The following is an 18136-nucleotide window of genomic DNA, read 5'->3' on the forward strand; positions in this document are numbered from 1 at the left end:
GGTGTCCGCTCAGGCGGACACCTTGCGGTATATCTCCAGGGTCTGTTCAGCGATGTGCGCCCAGGAGAACTCCGCGATGCACCGCTGGCGTCCGGCTTCGCCGTACTTTCGGGCGGTCTCCGGCTCGGCCACCAGTGAGTTGACCGCGTCGGCCAGACGCATCTCGAAGAATCGCGGGTCCGTGGCGTCGTAGTGCACGAGCAGCCCGGTCTGTCGGTCGACGATGACCTCGGGGATGCCGCCGACGTCAGACGCGACCACCGCCGTCGAACACGCCATCGCTTCCAGGTTCACGATGCCCAACGGCTCGTATACCGACGGGCACACGAAAACTGTTGCAGCGGAAAGTATTTCCCGAATCTTATTGATCGGCAGCATTTCGCGTACCCAGAACACCCCCGTGCGGGCCCGCGCCAACTCGGCCACCGCGGAGGACACCTCGGCCGCGATCTCCGGGGTATCGGGGGCACCCGCGCACAACACCAGCTGTACCTCGGGACTGAACCGGTGGGCCGCGGCCACCAGGTGAGCCACCCCCTTCTGGCGGGTGATGCGCCCGACGAACGCCACGATCGGGCGGCTCAGGTCGACCCCGAGTTCGGCGAGCACCGAGTCGAAATCGGCAGGTGGAGTCGGATACCAGACGTCGGTGTCGATGCCGTTGCGCACCACGTGGACCCGGCTCGGGTCGAGTGCCGGATACGTGCGCAACACGTCGTGGCGCATACCGGAACTCACCGCGATCACCGCGTCGGCGGCCTCGATCGCGGTGCGCTCGACCCATGACGACACCCGGTAGCCCCCGCCGAGTTGCTCGGCCTTCCACGGGCGCAGCGGCTCCAGGGAGTGTGCGGTCAGCACGTGGGGAATGCCGTAGAGCAGCCCGGTCAGGTGCCCGGCCATCCCGGCGTACCAGGTGTGCGAGTGCACCACCGTGGCGGCCTCCGCCGAGTTGACCATGCTGAGGTCCGCGGACAGCGTCGACAGGGCCGGGTTGGCGCCGCGCAGTGCAGGATCGGGCTGCGCCACGAACACCCCGTCACGCGGTGCGCCCATGCAATGCACGTCGACGTCGCAAAGCTGACGCAACTGTGCGACGAGTTCGGTCACATGCACACCGGCACCGCCGTACACCTCGGGTGGATATTCCCGAGTCATCATGGCCACCCGCATATCCGAGACGGTAGTAGGTCTCGGCGGGTCTAGCTACGCGCCGCGGACTTGAAGTTGCCATTGGCTGGCCGCGGTGCTGGTTGGCGGATAGGTTTGGACGCATGAGGGAGTTGCCACATGTACTGGGCATCGTTCTGGCCGGGGGAGAGGGCAAAAGGCTGTACCCGCTGACCGCCGATCGGGCCAAGCCGGCAGTTCCCTTCGGCGGTGCCTACCGGCTGATCGATTTCGTGCTGTCCAATCTCGTCAACGCCCGCTACCTACGGATCTGCGTTCTGACGCAATACAAGTCGCATTCACTGGACCGCCACATCAGCCAGAATTGGCGCCTTTCGGGTCTGGCTGGTGAGTACATCACGCCGGTGCCGGCCCAGCAGCGGCTCGGGCCGCGTTGGTACACCGGATCGGCGGACGCGATCTACCAGTCGCTCAACCTGATCTACGACGAAGATCCCGACTACATCATCATCTTCGGTGCCGACCACGTGTACCGCATGGATCCCGAGCAGATGCTGCGGTTCCACATCGACAGTGGGGCCGGGGCCACGGTGGCCGGCATCCGGGTGCCGCGCGCGGAGGCCAGCGCGTTCGGCTGCATCGACGCCGACGACTCCGGGCGTATCAAGGATTTCGTCGAGAAGCCCGCGAACCCCCCGGGCACGCCCGACGATCCCGAGCAGACCTTCGTGTCGATGGGCAACTACATCTTCACCACCAAGGTGCTGATCGACGCGATCCGCGCCGATGCCGACGACGACCACTCCGACCACGACATGGGCGGCGACATAATCCCGCGACTGGTGTCCGACGGGATGGCGGCGGTCTACGACTTCAACAACAACGAGGTACCCGGGGCCACCGAACGCGACCACGGCTACTGGCGCGACGTCGGAACCCTGGACGCCTTCTACGACGCACACATGGACCTGGTGTCGGTGCACCCGGTGTTCAACCTCTACAACAAGCGCTGGCCGATCCGAGGCGAGATGGAGATGCTGGCTCCGGCCAAGTTTGTCAACGGGGGCTCGGCACAAGAGTCGGTCGTCGGCGCCGGCAGCATCATTTCCGCCGCGTCCGTGCGCAATTCGGTGTTGTCCTCCAACGTGGTGATCGATGACGGCGCCATCGTGGAGGGCAGTGTGCTGATGCCGGGGGTGCGGATCGGCCGAGGCGCCGTGGTGCGTCACGCGATCCTGGACAAGAATGTGGTGGTGGGCCCGGGCGAGATGGTGGGCGTGGACCTCGACAAGGACCGTGAGCGGTTCGCGATCAGCGCGGGCGGCGTGGTTGCCGTCGGCAAGGGCGTCTGGATCTGACGCGTCCGACACCGTGTTCCGGGGTCACTCCCAGGGATCTACCGCCGCGGGCCGCCTCGGCGCATTGGTACGGGCGTTGACGCCGATCTTGGCCTCTCCTCGCCGCTTGCGCCACCGCCACAGCCGGAAGGCGCCCCAGACCACGGCCACCAGCGCGACCACCACCAGCACCGGTAGCAGGATCGCCACGAAGACCAGGCCGATACTGGTGACGTCCTCGACAGTGGACAGCACCGGGGCGGCGACCCCGGCGGTGGCGACATTGGCGGCCGGACGCACCGTCGATTTGGTCAGCGACACCACCAGTGCGGTGACTGCGCCGATCGCAATCGGAATCCATTGGCCGGACTGGGCGAACGCGCCAGGATCGGCGACCGCGGCGGTCTGGGACGCGGTGCCCGAGCCGAACACGATGCCGCCTGCGGTCGGGCGGACGAAGGTCTGGATGGTGTCGTTGACGGAATCGAGCGCGGGGATCTTGTCGGCGACTACTTCGATGACGAGCAGCACCGCGACGATCGCCATCACCCAGCCGTTCTCCAGCCAGGACCATCCCGCCGGCAACGACACCAGCGCGGTGAAGCGTGACAGCAGGCCCAGGGCCAGCAACGGGATGTAGGCATTGAGCCCCGCCGCGGTGGCCAGGCCAAAGCCAGTCAACAGTTCCATTACTGCAGTATGCGGCGAACTCGGCCCGGGCCCAGGTAGTTCGCCATATTCCGCCGGGCCGGGTCGTGGCTCACCACACGTAGGGCAACAACCGGTAGCGGACCTTCCGGGTGTATTCGTCGTAACCGTCGAGCTCGGTGCGCAGCATCTTCTCCTCGTCGGCGATCCGCACTCCGAAAATCGGTATCGAGGCGATGGACACGAGCAAGGCCCAGTACGAACCGAGTGCCGGCGGGGTGCCGAACATCATCAGCACCGCACCGAAGTACATCGGGTGGCGAACCAGGCCGTAGAGACCCGTCGAGACGAGCGGTTGTTCGTCCTCTACCCGGATGCTGGCCCCGGCGAAGCTGTTCTGGAAGACCACCGCCTGCGCGAGGACGAGCCCGATGGCAACCAGGACGTTGCCCAGGATGACCACTGCGGTCGGCACGCTCGACCAGCCGAACCGGTGGTCGAGGGCGCTGAGGACGAATGCGGCGAAGGCGGAGCCCGTGACCGCCCAGATGACGATCTTCTGCACGATCCGCGTTTCCGCGGTCGGGCCACCGTGCAGGCGTCGTTGCAGGGCCGCGGGGTCTCGAACCGCCAGATAGATACTCGGGACCATGGTGGTGGCCATGAATACGGCGATGAAAACCCAGGCCTGCCAATAGTGGAACGTGCCGGCCGGCCAGAACAACGCCACGGCGAAGAACGCCAGGCCCAACACTCCCGATGCAATTGTCTGAAGTGCGAGTTTCACGGTTGCCTCCTGAGCGGGTTCACACCGCGTCGCGGTTTCGATATATCCAGCCCGCGACCACCGCCAACGCCGTTGCGACGACGAGCATCACCAGCAGTGCGGTGGCGGGGAACTGGCTCGGTACGGTCGTCTGGCCGACCGGGGACAGTTCGATCAGCCAGCGCGGCAGACGTAGCAGCGCGCCGAGGTACAGCGCGGTGATCACGAACGTCACTGTCAGCCAGGCGATCCACGGCGCACGCAGCGCCACGGCCAGCGCGGCAACCGAAGCGACCACGGCGAGCGCGGGCAGAAAGGCAAGTGCGGACAACGTGAGGCGGATGACCGTACCCGGTTCTCCCAGCGTCAGTCCGGCGCCCAGTCCGTTGCCCAGACCGGCGCAGAACAGCAGTACTACGGATCCCGCCAGTGCGCAGCCGACCGCACCCAACAGCCAGCGCCGGCGGGACACCGCCCCGGCCAGCACTGGTTCGCCCAGTCCGTTCTGCTCGTCGGTGTACACCCGCAGCACGACCGAGGAGACATATGCGGTGGCTGCCGCAGCCAGGAACTGGGTCATGGTGGTGTAGATGCCGTCATTGCCTGTCGTGGACAGCAATCGGGCGATCAACTCGTTGGTCTCGGCCGCATCCAACAGCGCCTTCGTCATCGAGCCGAAGACCAATCCGGCCACGAACAATCCCGCCGCCCAGCCGATCGTCTGGCCCCGCTGCAGCGTCAGGTGTAGTCGCAGCGGGCCGGTGATGGTGGGGGCGTCGGGCTTCTCGCCCACCGATGCGATGGTGCCCGCGTCGTATTGTCGACGGCGTTCCAGCACCGCGGCGACTGCCATCGATCCGAGCGCCAGAATTACCAACAACCCGAACGGCCACCAGCGCAGATCGGTGAACGGACGCATCTGCTGGGCCCAGGCGATCGGGGAGAACCAGCTCAGGACGCTGCCCGAGTTGTCGATCACGTCGCCTGCCCCGCGCACCAACGCGGCCACCGCCAGCGTCGCCATCGCCGCGCCCGACGCGGTGCGGGACTGGCGCCAGAGTTGGGCGGTGACGGCGGCGACCGCACCGAACACCATCGCGACCCCGGTGATGCCCAGGCTCATGGCGGCGGTGTCGACGAGTGCGAAGCCGGTGGATGCCATCGCCAGCGTCATCGTGAGTGCCAGGACGGCGTTGAGGCCGCCGACCAGGATCAGCGCCGCGGCGGTGCGGGCGTAGCGGCCCACCACCGACGAGAGCACCAGCTCGGCACTACCGTTCTCCTCCTCGGCCCGGGTATGACGAATCACGGTGAGAATCGCCAGGATCGAGGTTGCGATGGTCAGCGTGAGCGTCAGCTCGTTGGCCATCATCACGCCGAGATCGGTCTCGTTGACGCCGAACATGGGGCCGCCCAGCATCATCCCGGCCGGTGTCTTCAGCAGGTTGACCCTGGCCAGTCTCTGCTCTTCGCCCGGGTAGGCCAACCGAATTGCGTTGGGGGCGTAGACCATCATCAAGGTGATTGCGGCGACCCACACGCTGAGGCGTACCCGGTCACGGCGCAACGCCAGCCCCAACAGCGTTGCGGTGCCGGTGAACGGCGAGGTCGTGTCCGCTGGGCCGGTCGGCCGGGTCGAGGCAACCGCCGCTGTCATCGGGTCGCTCCCTGGTACTCGCGCAGGAACATGTCTTCCAGGGAGGCCGGCGCGACGGTGAGATCTTCGATGCCGAGATCGGTGAGATGCTCGAGGGCGAATTCGAGGTCGTTGCGGTCCACCGAGAAGCTCACGGCCCCGTCGTGGCTGCTGAAATCGTGAACGTAGGGAGTGTTCTGCAGTGCCCGGCCGTCGGAGCGGGTGCGGGCGATCACCTTGGTGCGCATCAGGTGCCGCATCTCGGCCAGGGTCCCGGACCGCACCGTGCGTCCGGACCGGATGATCGTCACGTTGTCGCAGAGCTTTTCCACCTCGGCCAGGATGTGGCTGGACAGCAGGACCGCGGCGCCTTGGCCGGCCACCTCGGCGACACATTGCTGAAATGCCTTTTCCATCAACGGGTCCAACCCGGAGGTGGGCTCGTCGAGAATATAGAGCTCGGAATGGCAGCTGAATGCCGCGATGATGGCGACCTTCTGCCGGTTGCCCTTGGAATAGGTGCGAGCCTTCTTGTGCGGGTCCAGTTCGAACCGCTCGATCAGTTCGTCGCGTCTGCGGATGTCTGGCTGGGTGTCGGCGCCGTTGCCGCGCAACCGGCACAGGAAGTCGATGACCTGCAGACCGGTCAGGTTGGGCCACAACGTGACATCGCCGGGGACGTAGGCGATGCGGCGGTGCAGGGCGACCGCGTCGCGCCACGGGTCGCCGCCCAGGAGCCGGACGGTGCCGCCGTCGGCGCGCAGCAGACCCAGCAGCACCCGGATCGTGGTGGACTTGCCTGCCCCGTTGGGCCCCAGGAAGCCGGTGACGTCGCCGGGGGACACTGTCAGGTTCAAACCATCGAGGGCCTTGGTATGTCCGAAAGACTTTGACAGTCCGTGGATTTCGACGGAGTTCTTCACTCTGGCTCCTTGGTGTCGGAAGCTGTGCTGAATGGGATGCCCTGTTCGCGCTGGTGCAGGAAGGTGTCGTACATGGTCGAGTCGGTCATCAGGCCGTCGGTGTAGAGCTCCAGGGCGGGCAGCATCATGTCCTCGCCGTAATCGCGCAGCACCCGGCGCAGATCGGTGGGGTCGTCATGCATCTGCAGGTACAGCAGAAACCCACCGCCACTGCAGATCGCCATGAACCTTGCCCGGGCCTTCGGGTCGCGGCTGGGTTTGAGCACCCCGGTGCGGACCCCTTCTTGCAGGTACTGCTCGGCGTTGTCGACCATGGTGCGCCAGAACGTCTTCGCCAGATCGCTGCCGGACTGCATGCTGCGGACCAGGTACGCCATCAGCGGGGCGTAGGACTCGATCTCCGCCATCTGGGCCAGCCAGCTCGCGGGATCGCCGTTCTGCATCGACTCGGTCTTCGACTCGCGCACCACCTCGGCGACGTAGGCGTCGCACGCCCTGCGCAGGCCGTCCTTGGAACCGAAGTGGTGGATCACCAGTGCGGCGCTGACGCCGGCCGCCTCGCCGATCGCGCGCAGTCCCACGCTGAATCCGTGCTGCCCGTACAGCTCGATCGCGGCGTCCCGAATCCGGGCCATCGCAGTTCGATCATCGACTGAACGCATGTTTAGGACGCTAAACGTCCGTTCAGTGCGCAGTCAAGGGTCTGGCCCGTCAGGAATCCGTAAAAGAAAAAGTCAGTCGCGGGCGGCGGCCAGCAGGCCGTCACCCAACGGGATCAACACCGGAGTAAGCCGCTCGTCCTCGGCGATCAGCCGGGCCGCTTCACGCACGGCGCTGACCTCGGCATCGTTGGCCGAGGCGTCGCCGGCCCGACCGCCGAGCGCAGCCCGGTGCAGCACGATCGCGCCACCGGAACGCAGGAGGCGCACCCCCTCGGCCACGAACTGCGGCTGGTCGATGGGTTCGGCGTCGATGAACACCAGGTCGTAGGACTCGTCGGCCAGCCGGGTGAGCACCTCCTGGGCGCGACCGCTGATCAGCCGCGTCCGTCCCGGGCCGACCCCGGCCTCGCTGAACCCCTGCTTGGCGATGCGCTGATGCTCGGGTTCGACGTCGATGGTGGTCAGCACGCCGTCGTCGCTCATGCCCGACAGCAGCCACAACCCGCTGACGCCGGCGCCCGTGCCGACTTCGACCACTGCCTTGCCCCCGGTGAGCCGGGTGAGCACGCTCAGCAACGCTCCTACGGCAGGGGTCACCGCACCCGCGCCGAGTTCTTCGGCCCGCTCACGCGCGGCCGCGACGATCTCGTCTTCGGAGATCGACCGTTCGGCATGCGTGACGATCGCCTCGGCGCGACCGGGGTTGGAGCTGACCATGCCCGCAGCGTAGGCCAGAGGCCGGGGGCGTCGTCGCGACACGCCCGCGGGTGGCAGGTATCACCCACGGAAATTCGCTGGTTCGTGCAGGTGACCGGACGTATCGTTGGGTTTCTCAGCAAAAGTTCAGATTGCTCATATGCCTGCCACACCGGGATCAGGAACGGTAGCCGCATGGAACACGGCGCCCGCTGGCGCACCGCCCAGCACAACCAGGACAGCAACCGGAATAGCGAAGTCATGAGTCGTGTTGAGCTGAATGAGAACTGTGATCAGGAGGATCCGACGAGCGCGAACGCTGTTACCTCGAACCCCACCACCCAGGCCGCCCCGGTGACGATGGCACATCTGGAGCAATTCACCGCAGGCGAATGGGTGGAGCCGTCCGATGAGCTGACCGGCACCGCCGTTTTCGACGCCACCGGCGATCAGGCGGCCATGCCGTCATGGGACGAACTGGTGCGCCAACACGCCGACCGGGTCTACCGGCTGGCTTACCGGCTCTCGGGTAACCAGCACGATGCCGAGGACCTGACCCAGGAGACCTTCATCCGGGTTTTCCGGTCGGTGCAGAACTACCAGCCCGGAACTTTCGAGGGCTGGTTGCACCGCATCACCACCAACCTCTTCCTCGACATGGTCCGTCGACGCGGCCGCATCCGCATGGAAGCGTTGCCCGAGGATTACGACCGGGTGCCCGCCGACGACCCGAACCCTGAGCAGATCTACCACGACTCCCGGTTGGGGGCCGACCTTCAGGCTGCCCTGGACTCGCTGGCACCGGAGTTCCGCGCCGCCGTGGTCCTGTGTGACATCGAGGGTCTGTCCTACGAAGAAATCGGCGCCACGCTGGGTGTGAAGCTCGGCACTGTGCGCAGCCGAATTCACCGCGGTCGGCAGGCGTTGCGCGAGTATCTGGCGAAGCACTCGCCGGAAACCGCCAAATCCGTCTAGCGGTGGTCGACGTTCAGCGCGTCAGGTCGCGCTACATTCGGGTCAGGACATTTGGTCGTGGCGAGAGGAGCTGGGCGATGGTCGACCCGGGACATGTGTTCCGTCGGGCATTCTCCTGGTTGCCTGCGCAGTTTGCCTCGCAGAGCAATGCACCGGTAGGCGCACCGCGGCAGTTCGGTTCGACCGAGCACCTCTCCACCGAGGCCATCGCGGCCTTCGTCGACGGAGAGCTGCGGATGAGCGCCCACCTGCGGGCCGCGCACCACCTGTCCCTCTGCGCGGACTGCGCGGCCGAGGTCGATGCCCAGGGCCAGGCCCGGGCGGCACTGCGGGACTCCTGTCCGGTTGCCATTCCGAATTCCCTATTGGGTCTGTTGTCGCAGATACCGCACCACAGTCCGCAGCCCTCGGCTGACGTGGGTGAACAGCCTCAGATTGCTGATGACCCGACGCGGAGTCGGCGCAAGCGCCGGTAGGCTGGACCCCAAGGCGATCAGTGACCGGCGTCGGCCTATCTGGCTGGGGCGGGCGCTCCGATAGAGAGTGATACACCGGTGACCAATCAGGACCAGTCCGACGAGAGCGGCCGTCTGGAACCGCGCCCTGTCGAGCGGCCACCCGTAGACCAGTTGTCGCAGCGCACGTTCGGCCGGCCCGCCGGCGTCGACGGCTCGTTCCTCGGTGCGGAGAAGTACGAAGACCAGGGCGAGTACGCCCCCAAGGACTTACCGCCGGACCCCGTGCTGGCCGAGGCCTTCAGCCGTCCCTCCAGCAGCGGTGAATCCCTGCAGCGTCATCCCACCGATGCCGGCGCGCTCGAGGCCGAGCGGACCGCAGGTGATGACGACGTCGACGATCCCTGGCGCAACCCGGGTGCCGTCCCGGCGCTGGGCACCCCCGCCCAGGCGCCGGTCGCACCGGTGGTCGTACCGGCCCCGATCGGCAAGCTGGGCGCCCGCGAGGTGCTGTTCGGTGGCCGGGTGTCCTGGATGGCACTGGTCGTGTTGCTCCTGATCACGCTCATGGTCGGCGCGATCGGTGGCTGGGTCGGACAGAAGACCGCCAGTACCGTGCAGGCCTTCACCACCTCGAAGGTGACGCTGGAGACCGGTGGCCTCCCGTCCCCGGACGCCGGCCGGTTCGCCACGGTGGCCGCAGCGGTCGAGGATTCGGTGGTGACGATCGAGGCCAAGAGCAAGACCGAGGGCTCGCAGGGCTCCGGCGTCGTGGTCGACGGCAAGGGCTACGTCGTCACCAACAACCACGTGATCTCCGACGCGGCGAGCAAGCCCGCCGATTACAAGATCACCGTCGTGTTCAACGACGGCAAGGAAGTTCCCGCCAATCTGATCGGCCGTGACCCGAAGACCGATCTGGCCGTGCTGAAGGTCGACAACGTCGACAACCTCGTCGTGGCGCGGTTGGGCGACTCCGAGAAGTTGCGCGTCGGCGAGGAAGTCATCGCGGCCGGCGCCCCGCTGGGCCTGCGCAGCACGGTCACGCACGGCATCATCAGCGCGCTGCACCGTCCGGTGCCGCTCTCGGGCGAAGGCTCCGACACCGACACCGTGATCGACGGGGTGCAGACCGATGCCTCCATCAACCACGGCAACTCCGGTGGCCCGCTGATCAACATGTCCTCCGAGGTGATCGGAATCAATACGGCCGGAAAGTCCTTGTCGGACAGCGCTAGTGGCCTCGGATTCGCGATCCCGGTCAACGAGGTCAAGCAGGTCGTCGAGAACCTGATCAAGGACGGCAAGGTCGCGCATCCGACGCTGTTGCTCAGTGCCGTCACGGTGAGCAACAGCGTGGCCTCGGGCGCGCAGGTCCGCAACGTCAACGCCGGGGGCCCGGCCGACAAGGCCGGCATCCTGGAGAACGACGTCGTGGTCAAGGTCGGGGACCGCAAGGTCGCCGACGCCGATGAGATGGTGGTCGCGGTGCGTCAGCTCAAGATCGGGCAGGAATCCCCGATCGAGGTGCTCCGTGACGGTCGGCCCATGACATTCATGGTCACGCCGATCGGCGACGATCAAAAAGCGCAGTAGCGATGTTCGCGAACATCGGGTGGGGAGAGATGCTGGTCCTGGTGATCGCCGGTCTGGTGATCCTGGGGCCCGAGCGCCTGCCCGGTGCCATCCGGTGGACCTCCGGTGCCCTGAAGCAGGCACGCGATTACGTCAGCGGAGCGACCAGCCAGTTGCGCGAGGACCTCGGTCCGGAGTTCGACGATCTGCGCCAACCCCTGGCCGAGCTGCAGAAGCTACGCGGCATGACCCCGCGGGCCGCGATCACCAAGCATCTGCTCGATGGCGATGATTCGTTCCTGACCGGTGCCTTCGACGACGGCAAGAATCAGCAGCCCTCAGTTCCCGGCGACAAGCCCGCCGGCGAGATCGGGGCCACGCCGACAGACAAGTCGGTCGGCTCCACATTCGACCCGGACGCCACCTAGGGCCTTCCAGCGGGGCCTTCTAGCGCCGCGCGGTGTCCAGACCCAGCGACACCCCTGCCAGGCCGCGCTTGCGGGCCGACAATCCCTCGGCGATCTTGCGCAGCTCGGCGCCTGCCGCTGATTCGGGCGCCGACAGCACCAACGGCACGCCGGAGTCACCCGCAGTCACCAACGCCGGATCCAGCGGGACCTGGCCCAGCAGCGGCACCTCGGCGCCCACTGAACGGGTCAGCGACTCGGCGACCTGACGGCCGCCGCCCTCACCGAACAACTGCATGACGGTGCCATCGGGCATCTGCAGGCCCGACATGTTCTCCACCACGCCGGCGATGCGCTGGCGGGTCTGCAGCGCGATCGCGCCGGCACGCTCGGCCACTTCGGCGGCAGCCATCTGCGGAGTGGTCACCACCAGGATCTCGGCACCCGGGATCAACTGGGCCACCGAGATGGCGATATCGCCTGTGCCCGGCGGCAGATCGAGCAGCAGTACGTCCAGATCGCCCCAGTACACATCCGCCAGGAACTGCTGCAGGGCCCGGTGCAACATCGGCCCGCGCCACACCACGGGCGTGTTGCCCTGGGTGAACATCGCGATCGAGATGACCTTCACGTCGTGGGCGATGGGCGGCAGGATCATCGAGTCGACCTGGGTGGGCCGGTCTTTGGTACCCATCATGCGCGGCACCGAATGGCCGTAGATATCGGCGTCCAGCAGGCCGACGGACAGCCCACGGGCGGCCATCGCGGCAGCCAGGTTGACCGTCACACTGGACTTGCCCACGCCGCCTTTCCCGGAGGCCACGGCGTACACCCGGGTGAGGGAGTTGGGCTGGGCGAACGGGATCACCGGTTCGCGGGAATCGCCGCGCAGCAGGGTGCGCAACTCGGCGCGCTGCTCGTCGTTCATCACGTCCAGGCTCACCTTGACGGCGCCGGTGCCGGGCACGTCGGTGACGGCGGCCGTCACCATGTCGGCGATCTCGGTCTTCTTCGGGCAGGCCGCGGTGGTCAGATAGATCTCGACATGTACGCCGTGGTCGGCCTCGATCGAGATGTTCTTGACCATGCCGAGTTCGGTGATCGGCTTCCGCAGTTCGGGGTCGATCACCTTGGCCAGCGCGGCGCGAACCGCGGATTGCAGCTCAGTGGCAGATTCGGACATCACCGCCGAGTCTACGGCGACGGTGTTGCGAGCTGGATTCAGGCCGGTCCCGGGGCGGGGCCGGGCCCCGGCCCAAGCGCCGGAGTCGCGGGCGCGGCCTCGATCGGCGGGCCGATCGGGGCGGCGGGCACCGGTCCCGGCGGCGGAAGTCCGGGCAGCGGAGCCTGCTGCGGTGCCGGTCCGGGGACCGGCGCGGGAGCAGGGGGCGGCCCGAGCGGCGGAACGGGCGCCGGCGGGGGAGCCTGTTCACCCAGGCAGAACACCACGCATGCTGGCTGGCGCGGTTGCTCCCACGGCGGGACCCATGGCGGCGGGGCGGCCGGCGTCTGCGACGGGATGGCCTGTGCCGGACCCGGTAGCGGGCCCAGCACCTGGCCCGGCGCGAATCCGGGGACGTTCTGGGTGCCGGTCTCGTTGCGGTTGAGCAGCGGGATCAGGGCCAGCGGATCACCCGAGGGAAGCCCCGTGGCATCGGCAGGCAAGTTCGGACCGAGGCCTTCGGCATGGTCCAGATGGGAATCACCGATCGGGGGAATGGACCCGGTGATTTCCGGCAGGTTGACCGGCACCACACCCGTGGCGTACGCAGCGGCCCAGCCCAGCACATTTCGGGCGTAGGCCACCGAGTTGTTGTATCGCAGGATGGCCGTCATGACCTGGGACTGGTCGCGCAAGTTGAGATCGCCGCTGCACAGGTAGCGGGCCGCGGCGAGCGCCGAGTCGAACACGTTCTGCACTTCGGCCTTGCCGTCGCCGTCGCCGTCAGAGGCATAGCGGGCCCAGGTTCCAGGCAGGAACTGCATCGGCCCCATGGCCCGGACATAGCTGATCCGTCCGGACTGGGCGCTCTGGACGATGACCTCGTTGCCGGGCAGGGTGCCGTCGAGGGCGGGACCGTAGATCGGGCGGACCGCGGTACCGCGGGCATCGGTGGCGCCGCCGTTGGCGTGCCCCGACTCGATACGTCCGATACCGGCCAGCAGATTCCAGCTGATACCGCAGCCGGGGTAGGCGGCGGCCATCATCCGTTCGGCATTGCGGTATGCCTTCAGCGACGTTCCCGGAATGCCAAGGGCCCCAGGGGTATTGACGACGAAAGCTGGCGGCGGAGCCGAGGTGGCGGTCATCGACTTGATGCGGAAGTTGGTCGGGGGCCTGGCCGCGGCGACCACCGACGGACCCGAGCGGTCGACCTGGGGTGCTACGGCGGCCATGGGCGTGACCGCGGCGGTGGACACGCCGGCTTCCGAGGCGGAAGACCCGGCACCGGCGACCAGAACGATGGGAGCCAGGACGGCTACGCCGAGCGCGGGTGAGCGCACGAGCCGGCTCACACGGCGCCGAGCGGATGCGATCACCGCTCCTCCCCCTACGCGCACTTACCCGTCCTTCGGTCGGCTTTGGCCAAATACCATGTTGTGAACCAAGTCACCATACATAGTCCCGGATTGCGTTGTTACCACAATGGTGGACAGCGAGATCAACCACCGCGTTTGGTCCGGCGCTCAGCCCCGTCGGCTTTGCTCGCGTTCGCCCGGTCGGTATCGGCAGGCACGGTGAGCTCGGTGATCAGGTCACGCAGTTCTTCCAATTCGCGGCGTAGGTAATCGCGGGTGACGACCTCGCCCACCGCCAGCCGCAGCGACGCCAGCTCGCGGGCCAGGTACTCGGTGTCGGCCTTGGTCTGTTCGGCTCGGCGCCGGTCCTCTTCGAGCGAGACCCGGTCCCGGTTCTCCTGCCGGTTCTGGGCCAGCAGGATCAGCGGGGCGGCATAGGCGGCCTGCGTCGAGAAGGCCAGGTTGAGCAGGATGAACGGGTACGGATCCCACTGGAAGGCAAAGACGCCGATGTTGAGGGCGATCCAGACAATCACCAAGATCGTCTGAATGGCCAGGTAGCGCCCGGTGCCGAGGAATCGGGCGATCGACTCGCTGAACGCGCCCACTGCCTCGATGTCGACGTGCAGCCCGAAGCCGCGGGTCCCGCGTGGGGTGTCCAGCCGCTGGCGCGCCGTCAATTCGCTCATGAGCTCGCCGCCGGGAGCTCGGGCTCGTCGCGTTCGCGCCAGTCGTCGGGCAGCATGTGGTCGAGCACGTCGTCGACCGACACCGCACCCAGCAGGTGGTTCTCCTCATCGACCACTGGGCCGCACACCAGGTTGTACGCGGCGAAGTAGCGGGTCACCGCGGCCAGCGAGTCCGCCGGGCTCAGGCTGGGCAGATCCGTGTCGGCGATGCCGCTGACCAGTGCCGCAGGCGGTTCGCGCAGCAGCCGCTGCAGGTGGACGCAGCCCAGGTACTGCCCCGTCGGGGTGGCGGTGGGGGGCCGCGTGACGAAGACCATCGAGGCCAGCGCCGGGGTGAGGTCGGGGTCGCGGATCCGCGCCAGCGCCTCGGCGACGGTGGTGTCGGGCGCCAGTACCACCGGCTCACTGGTCATCAGGCCGCCCGCTGTGTCCGGCGAGTGGGCCAGCAGCCGTCGCACATCCTCGGAATCCTCGGGGTCCATCTTGCGCAGCAGGGTCTCGGCATCGGCCGGGGTCATCGACCCCAGCACGTCGGCGGCGTCGTCGGGGTCCATTGCCTCCAGGACGTCGGCGGCGCGCTCGGTGTTCAGCTGGCGCAACACCGCGGCCTGTTCGTCCTCGGGCAGCTCCTGCAACACGTCGGCCAGCCGCTCGTCGTCGAACGCCCGGTACAACTCGTAGCGCCGCTTGACCGGCAGCTCGCGCAGGGCCTCGGCCACCTCGACCGGTCGTTGTCCCTCGAACTGCTCGAGTAGCGAGGCCACTCCCTGGTCGGGCATCGCCAGACCGGACGGCGTGAGGCCGTGCACGTTCTGCCACTCCACGACATGGATGTTGGAGCGCCGCCCCAGGCGTCGTTGTGGGCGCACCGCCACCCGGGTCACCACCCAGTCGCGGGTCCGGGTCTGTTCGATGCCCAGATCGACTACCACGACGTCGATTCCGGCCAGCTGCTCCAGATCGGGATCGTCGATGCGCACCCGGGTTTCCAGCACCTGGCCCAGAACCAGCACCTCGCCGGGTCGTTGGGCGAAGCGGCGCAGCGACACGCTGCCGGTGGCCAGGGTCACCGAGCCGGGCTCGATCGCGGTGACCCGCAGGATCGGAACGAAAATCCTTCTTCGGGTGAGCAATTCGACCACCAGGCCGAGAACTCGCGGTTGCTGGCGGACGATGCTGATGCTGATCACCACGTCGCGGACACGGCCGATGGACTCCCCGTCGGGGCCCAGCACCACCATCCCTGCAAGCCGGGCCGCGTAGACCCTGTTCACCGCCGCCATGAGTCAAAGGGTAGAGACTGTGGTCGTGGAGAACACGTATCGACCCCGCAGAACGTGCCTCTCGGTGCCGGGCAGCAGCCTGAAGATGATCGAGAAAGCCAGAAGTCTGCCTGCTGACGAGGTGTTCCTCGACCTCGAGGACGCGGTTGCCCCCGAGGCCAAGGCATCGGCCCGCACACAGGTCGCGGCGGCGTTGGCCGCCGACGGCTGGGCGGGCCAGCTGCGTGGGGTACGGGTCAACGACTGGACCACGCCGTGGACGTATGCCGACGTGATCGAGGTGGTGTCCACGGTGGCTTCAGTCGGGGCGTCCATCGATCTCATCGTGTTGCCCAAGGTGACCGAGGTGGCGCACGTCCAGGCGCTCGATCTGCTGCTGTCGCAGCTCGAGAGCACCCACGGCCTGGAACCCGGCCGGATCGGCATCGAGGCACAGATCGAGAACGCGCAGGGACTGACCAATGTCGACGCGATCGCGGCCGGCCCGCGGGTGCAGGCGCTGGTGCTCGGGCCCGGGGACATGGCGGCCAGCCTCAACATGCGCACCCTGGAGGTCGGCGGGCAGCCCGACGGGTATGACATCGGCGATGCCCATCACCACGTGCTGATGCGCATCCTGATCGCCGCGCGCAGTCGCGGCATCAACGCCATCGACGGTCCGTACGTCAAGGTGCGCGATGTGGACGGGTTCCGCCGGGTGGCCGGACGCTCGGCTGCCCTGGGCTATGACGGCAAGTGGGTGCTGCATCCCGACCAGATCGAGGCGGGCAACGAGATCTTCAGCCCGCGCCAAGCCGATTACGATCACGCCGAGCTGATCCTCGACGCCTATGAGTGGCACACCTCGCAGGCCGGTGGGTCCAGGGGAGCGGTGATGCTGGGCGACGAGATGATCGACGAGGCCAGCCGCAAGATGGCACTGGTGATAGCGGGCAAAGGCCGTGCGGCCGGGATGCACCGACTGGCCGAACCGTTCCGGCCGCCGAGCTGACCCGGGTCGGGTAGTGCCGCACTGCACCGTAATTCGGTGCGGTCCGCTACGCGGAGAGCACGCCGATCACAAAGAACAGCAGCCAGCCTCCGTTGATCAGGGTGCCGAACACGCCGAGCGCGATGCCGGCGATCGCCAAGCCTCGGCCCGGCTGTTCGACCTGCGGACCGTAGCCTGACTGCCCGGTCTGCTTGATCTGGTTCAGCGCGACGATCCCGAGACCGATACCGACCAGGGCGGCGACCAGTCCGATCGCGCACGCGAAGAGCAGGAACAGCGACAGACCCGAGGCGACGAGCGATCCGATCGCCATGCTGTTGGTCGGGTTGGCCGGCGGCATCCCGTAACCACCGGGATATCCGGGGTACCCGGACATCCAGTAGCCCGGAGGCGGCGGGGGATACCCGGGCGGCGGCGGGAACGACGGGGGATACGCGGGAGGTGACGGGTAGCCGTACGGAATGTCGGCGGGGTAGTCGATCGCAGGCGGATAGGGCGCGGCGACGTCGGAGTTCGGCGATGGAAATTCGTACGGCGGTTGCGCCGCGCCGGGATCCGGCCGATCCTGGGAGTGCTCGATGGGCGGTGCTTCGTAGCCGCTGGACAACGGTTCAGACGGCTGGGAACCCGGGTCGGATGGCGCCGTTTCGCCCGCGTTGCCGTCCGCGTTTGTCATGCTGATCAACCTAGCGCACGGACGATGACGCCAAGAGGGCGTGACTCCGGCACCAATTTCGGTGTGGGGGCGTTGCTGTAACGAGAGCAGTCGCCGAGCAGGCGGTGCGGAGGAGAGTGAAGTTCGATGACGAGCCCATTTCAGTCCGGTCAGACGCCGGGCGCCGCGCCCGCTGCGCGCGGTGCGTTGCCGACGCCGCCCAAAGGCTGGCCGATCGGGTCCTACCCGACGTACGCGGAGGCCCAGCGTGCCGTCGACTACCTGTCCGACCAACAGTTCCCGGTGCAGCAGGTGACGATCGTCGGGGTGGATCTCATGCAGGTCGAGCGGGTCACCGGCCGGCTGAGCTGGCCCAAGGTGCTCGGTGGTGGTGTGCTGTCGGGTGCCTGGCTGGGCCTGTTCATCGGCCTGATCCTCGGTTTCTTCAGTCCCAACCCGTGGAGTGCGCTGCTCACCGGCCTGATCGCCGGTGTCTTCTTCGGCTTGATCACCTCGGCGATCCCGTATGCGATGGCTCGCGGCACAAGAGATTTCAGTTCGACGATGCAGCTGGTCGCCGGCCGCTACGACGTTCTGTGTGATCCGCAGGGTGCCGAGCAGGGCCGGGATCTGTTGGCACGCTTGACGATCTGAGTCATCACCTCGCACCGGGATCGGGTGCGGTGGCAAAGCGCCGCAGGTCACGATTGTGACGCGTGGCGTGGGAACTGTTGCATATCACGCGGGTGTGGCTCTACGGTTTGCGCGCGGGAGGTTCCCGCGTGAA

The 18136-nt window shown here is 67.3% G+C and carries 19 protein-coding genes; 7 read left to right on the forward strand and 12 right to left on the reverse strand.

The genetic code is table 11. From position 1 onward, the window contains the following. Positions 1-9: 9 nt before the first annotated feature. A complete protein-coding gene (gene glgA / locus JOF57_RS03135) occupies positions 10-1173 on the reverse strand; it encodes a glycogen synthase (protein WP_209913543.1) in 1164 nt (387 codons plus the stop codon). A 101-nt stretch (positions 1174-1274) separates the two neighbouring features. Between glgA and glgC the strand changes: the two genes are divergently transcribed. Beyond that, the gene (gene glgC / locus JOF57_RS03140) at positions 1275-2489 is read left to right on the forward strand and encodes a glucose-1-phosphate adenylyltransferase (RefSeq protein WP_064932053.1); all 1215 of its coding nucleotides are present in this window, start codon (positions 1275-1277) and stop codon (positions 2487-2489) included. Between the two features lie 24 nt (positions 2490-2513). Here glgC and JOF57_RS03145 read toward each other — a convergent pair whose 3' ends face one another. The 6 genes from JOF57_RS03145 to JOF57_RS03170 form a co-directional block, all read right to left on the reverse strand. Further along, positions 2514-3158: a DUF4126 domain-containing protein gene (locus JOF57_RS03145; protein WP_209913545.1), complete on the reverse strand. Its 645-nt coding sequence runs from the start codon at positions 3156-3158 to the stop codon at positions 2514-2516. Between the two features lie 70 nt (positions 3159-3228). Further along, entirely contained in the window at positions 3229-3903 is a 675-nt protein-coding gene (locus JOF57_RS03150) for a methyltransferase family protein (protein ID WP_209913547.1), read from the reverse strand. Positions 3904-3922: 19 nt separating this feature from the next. Continuing rightward, positions 3923-5539, reverse strand: a complete 1617-nt coding sequence (locus JOF57_RS03155; protein ID WP_209913549.1) for an ABC transporter permease — start codon at positions 5537-5539, stop codon at positions 3923-3925. Continuing rightward, entirely contained in the window at positions 5536-6441 is a 906-nt protein-coding gene (locus JOF57_RS03160) for an ABC transporter ATP-binding protein (RefSeq protein ID WP_209913551.1), read from the reverse strand. The genes JOF57_RS03155 and JOF57_RS03160 overlap by 4 nt, the downstream gene beginning before the upstream one ends. Continuing rightward, positions 6438-7103 carry a TetR/AcrR family transcriptional regulator gene (locus JOF57_RS03165; RefSeq protein WP_209913553.1) on the reverse strand — a complete coding sequence of 222 codons (666 nt, stop codon included), beginning with the start codon at positions 7101-7103 and terminating at the stop codon, positions 6438-6440. Before JOF57_RS03165 ends, JOF57_RS03160 begins: the two co-directional genes overlap by 4 nt. Positions 7104-7175: 72 nt before the next feature. Further along, positions 7176-7820 (reverse strand): O-methyltransferase, encoded by a 645-nt coding sequence (locus tag JOF57_RS03170; protein ID WP_209913555.1) that lies wholly within the window; start codon positions 7818-7820, stop codon positions 7176-7178. 174 nt (positions 7821-7994) lie between these two features. On the opposite strand from JOF57_RS03170, the gene sigE reads away from it, so the two are divergent. The 4 genes from sigE (at position 7995) to tatB (ending at position 11232) form a co-directional block, all read left to right on the forward strand. Further along, positions 7995-8774: an RNA polymerase sigma factor SigE gene (gene sigE / locus JOF57_RS03175; protein WP_209913557.1), complete on the forward strand. Its 780-nt coding sequence runs from the start codon at positions 7995-7997 to the stop codon at positions 8772-8774. Positions 8775-8851: 77 nt separating this feature from the next. After that, positions 8852-9250: an anti-sigma E factor RseA gene (rseA, locus tag JOF57_RS03180; RefSeq protein WP_209913559.1), complete on the forward strand. Its 399-nt coding sequence runs from the start codon at positions 8852-8854 to the stop codon at positions 9248-9250. A gap of 78 nt (positions 9251-9328) precedes the next feature. Then, complete coding sequence (gene htrA / locus JOF57_RS03185) at positions 9329-10825, forward strand: serine protease HtrA (RefSeq protein WP_209913562.1); 1497 nt, start codon at positions 9329-9331, stop codon at positions 10823-10825. 2 nt (positions 10826-10827) lie between these two features. Next, the gene (tatB, locus tag JOF57_RS03190; protein ID WP_209913564.1) at positions 10828-11232 is read left to right on the forward strand and encodes a Sec-independent protein translocase protein TatB; all 405 of its coding nucleotides are present in this window, start codon (positions 10828-10830) and stop codon (positions 11230-11232) included. Positions 11233-11251: 19 nt separating this feature from the next. Here tatB and JOF57_RS03195 read toward each other — a convergent pair whose 3' ends face one another. From JOF57_RS03195 to JOF57_RS03210, 4 genes are all read right to left on the reverse strand, one after another. Next, positions 11252-12394: an Mrp/NBP35 family ATP-binding protein gene (locus tag JOF57_RS03195; protein WP_209913566.1), complete on the reverse strand. Its 1143-nt coding sequence runs from the start codon at positions 12392-12394 to the stop codon at positions 11252-11254. 38 nt (positions 12395-12432) lie between these two features. Further along, the gene (locus JOF57_RS03200; RefSeq protein WP_209915757.1) at positions 12433-13749 is read right to left on the reverse strand and encodes a lytic transglycosylase domain-containing protein; all 1317 of its coding nucleotides are present in this window, start codon (positions 13747-13749) and stop codon (positions 12433-12435) included. Positions 13750-13874: 125 nt separating this feature from the next. Then, positions 13875-14420 (reverse strand): DUF1003 domain-containing protein, encoded by a 546-nt coding sequence (locus tag JOF57_RS03205; RefSeq protein ID WP_209913569.1) that lies wholly within the window; start codon positions 14418-14420, stop codon positions 13875-13877. Next, a complete protein-coding gene (locus tag JOF57_RS03210; RefSeq protein ID WP_209913571.1) occupies positions 14417-15703 on the reverse strand; it encodes a magnesium transporter MgtE N-terminal domain-containing protein in 1287 nt (428 codons plus the stop codon). Before JOF57_RS03210 ends, JOF57_RS03205 begins: the two co-directional genes overlap by 4 nt. A gap of 25 nt (positions 15704-15728) precedes the next feature. On the opposite strand from JOF57_RS03210, the gene JOF57_RS03215 reads away from it, so the two are divergent. Further along, positions 15729-16694, forward strand: a complete 966-nt coding sequence (locus JOF57_RS03215) for an HpcH/HpaI aldolase/citrate lyase family protein (RefSeq protein WP_209913573.1) — start codon at positions 15729-15731, stop codon at positions 16692-16694. Between the two features lie 46 nt (positions 16695-16740). On the opposite strand, the gene JOF57_RS03220 is transcribed toward JOF57_RS03215, so the two are convergent. Beyond that, the gene (locus tag JOF57_RS03220; RefSeq protein WP_209913576.1) at positions 16741-17370 is read right to left on the reverse strand and encodes a DUF4190 domain-containing protein; all 630 of its coding nucleotides are present in this window, start codon (positions 17368-17370) and stop codon (positions 16741-16743) included. Positions 17371-17496: 126 nt separating this feature from the next. Between JOF57_RS03220 and JOF57_RS03225 the strand changes: the two genes are divergently transcribed. Then, the gene (locus JOF57_RS03225) at positions 17497-18003 is read left to right on the forward strand and encodes a YflT domain-containing protein (RefSeq protein ID WP_039323611.1); all 507 of its coding nucleotides are present in this window, start codon (positions 17497-17499) and stop codon (positions 18001-18003) included. Positions 18004-18136 lie beyond the last annotated feature (133 nt).

Source organism: Mycolicibacterium lutetiense (assembly GCF_017876775.1).
Lineage (GTDB): Bacteria > Actinomycetota > Actinomycetes > Mycobacteriales > Mycobacteriaceae > Mycobacterium > Mycobacterium lutetiense.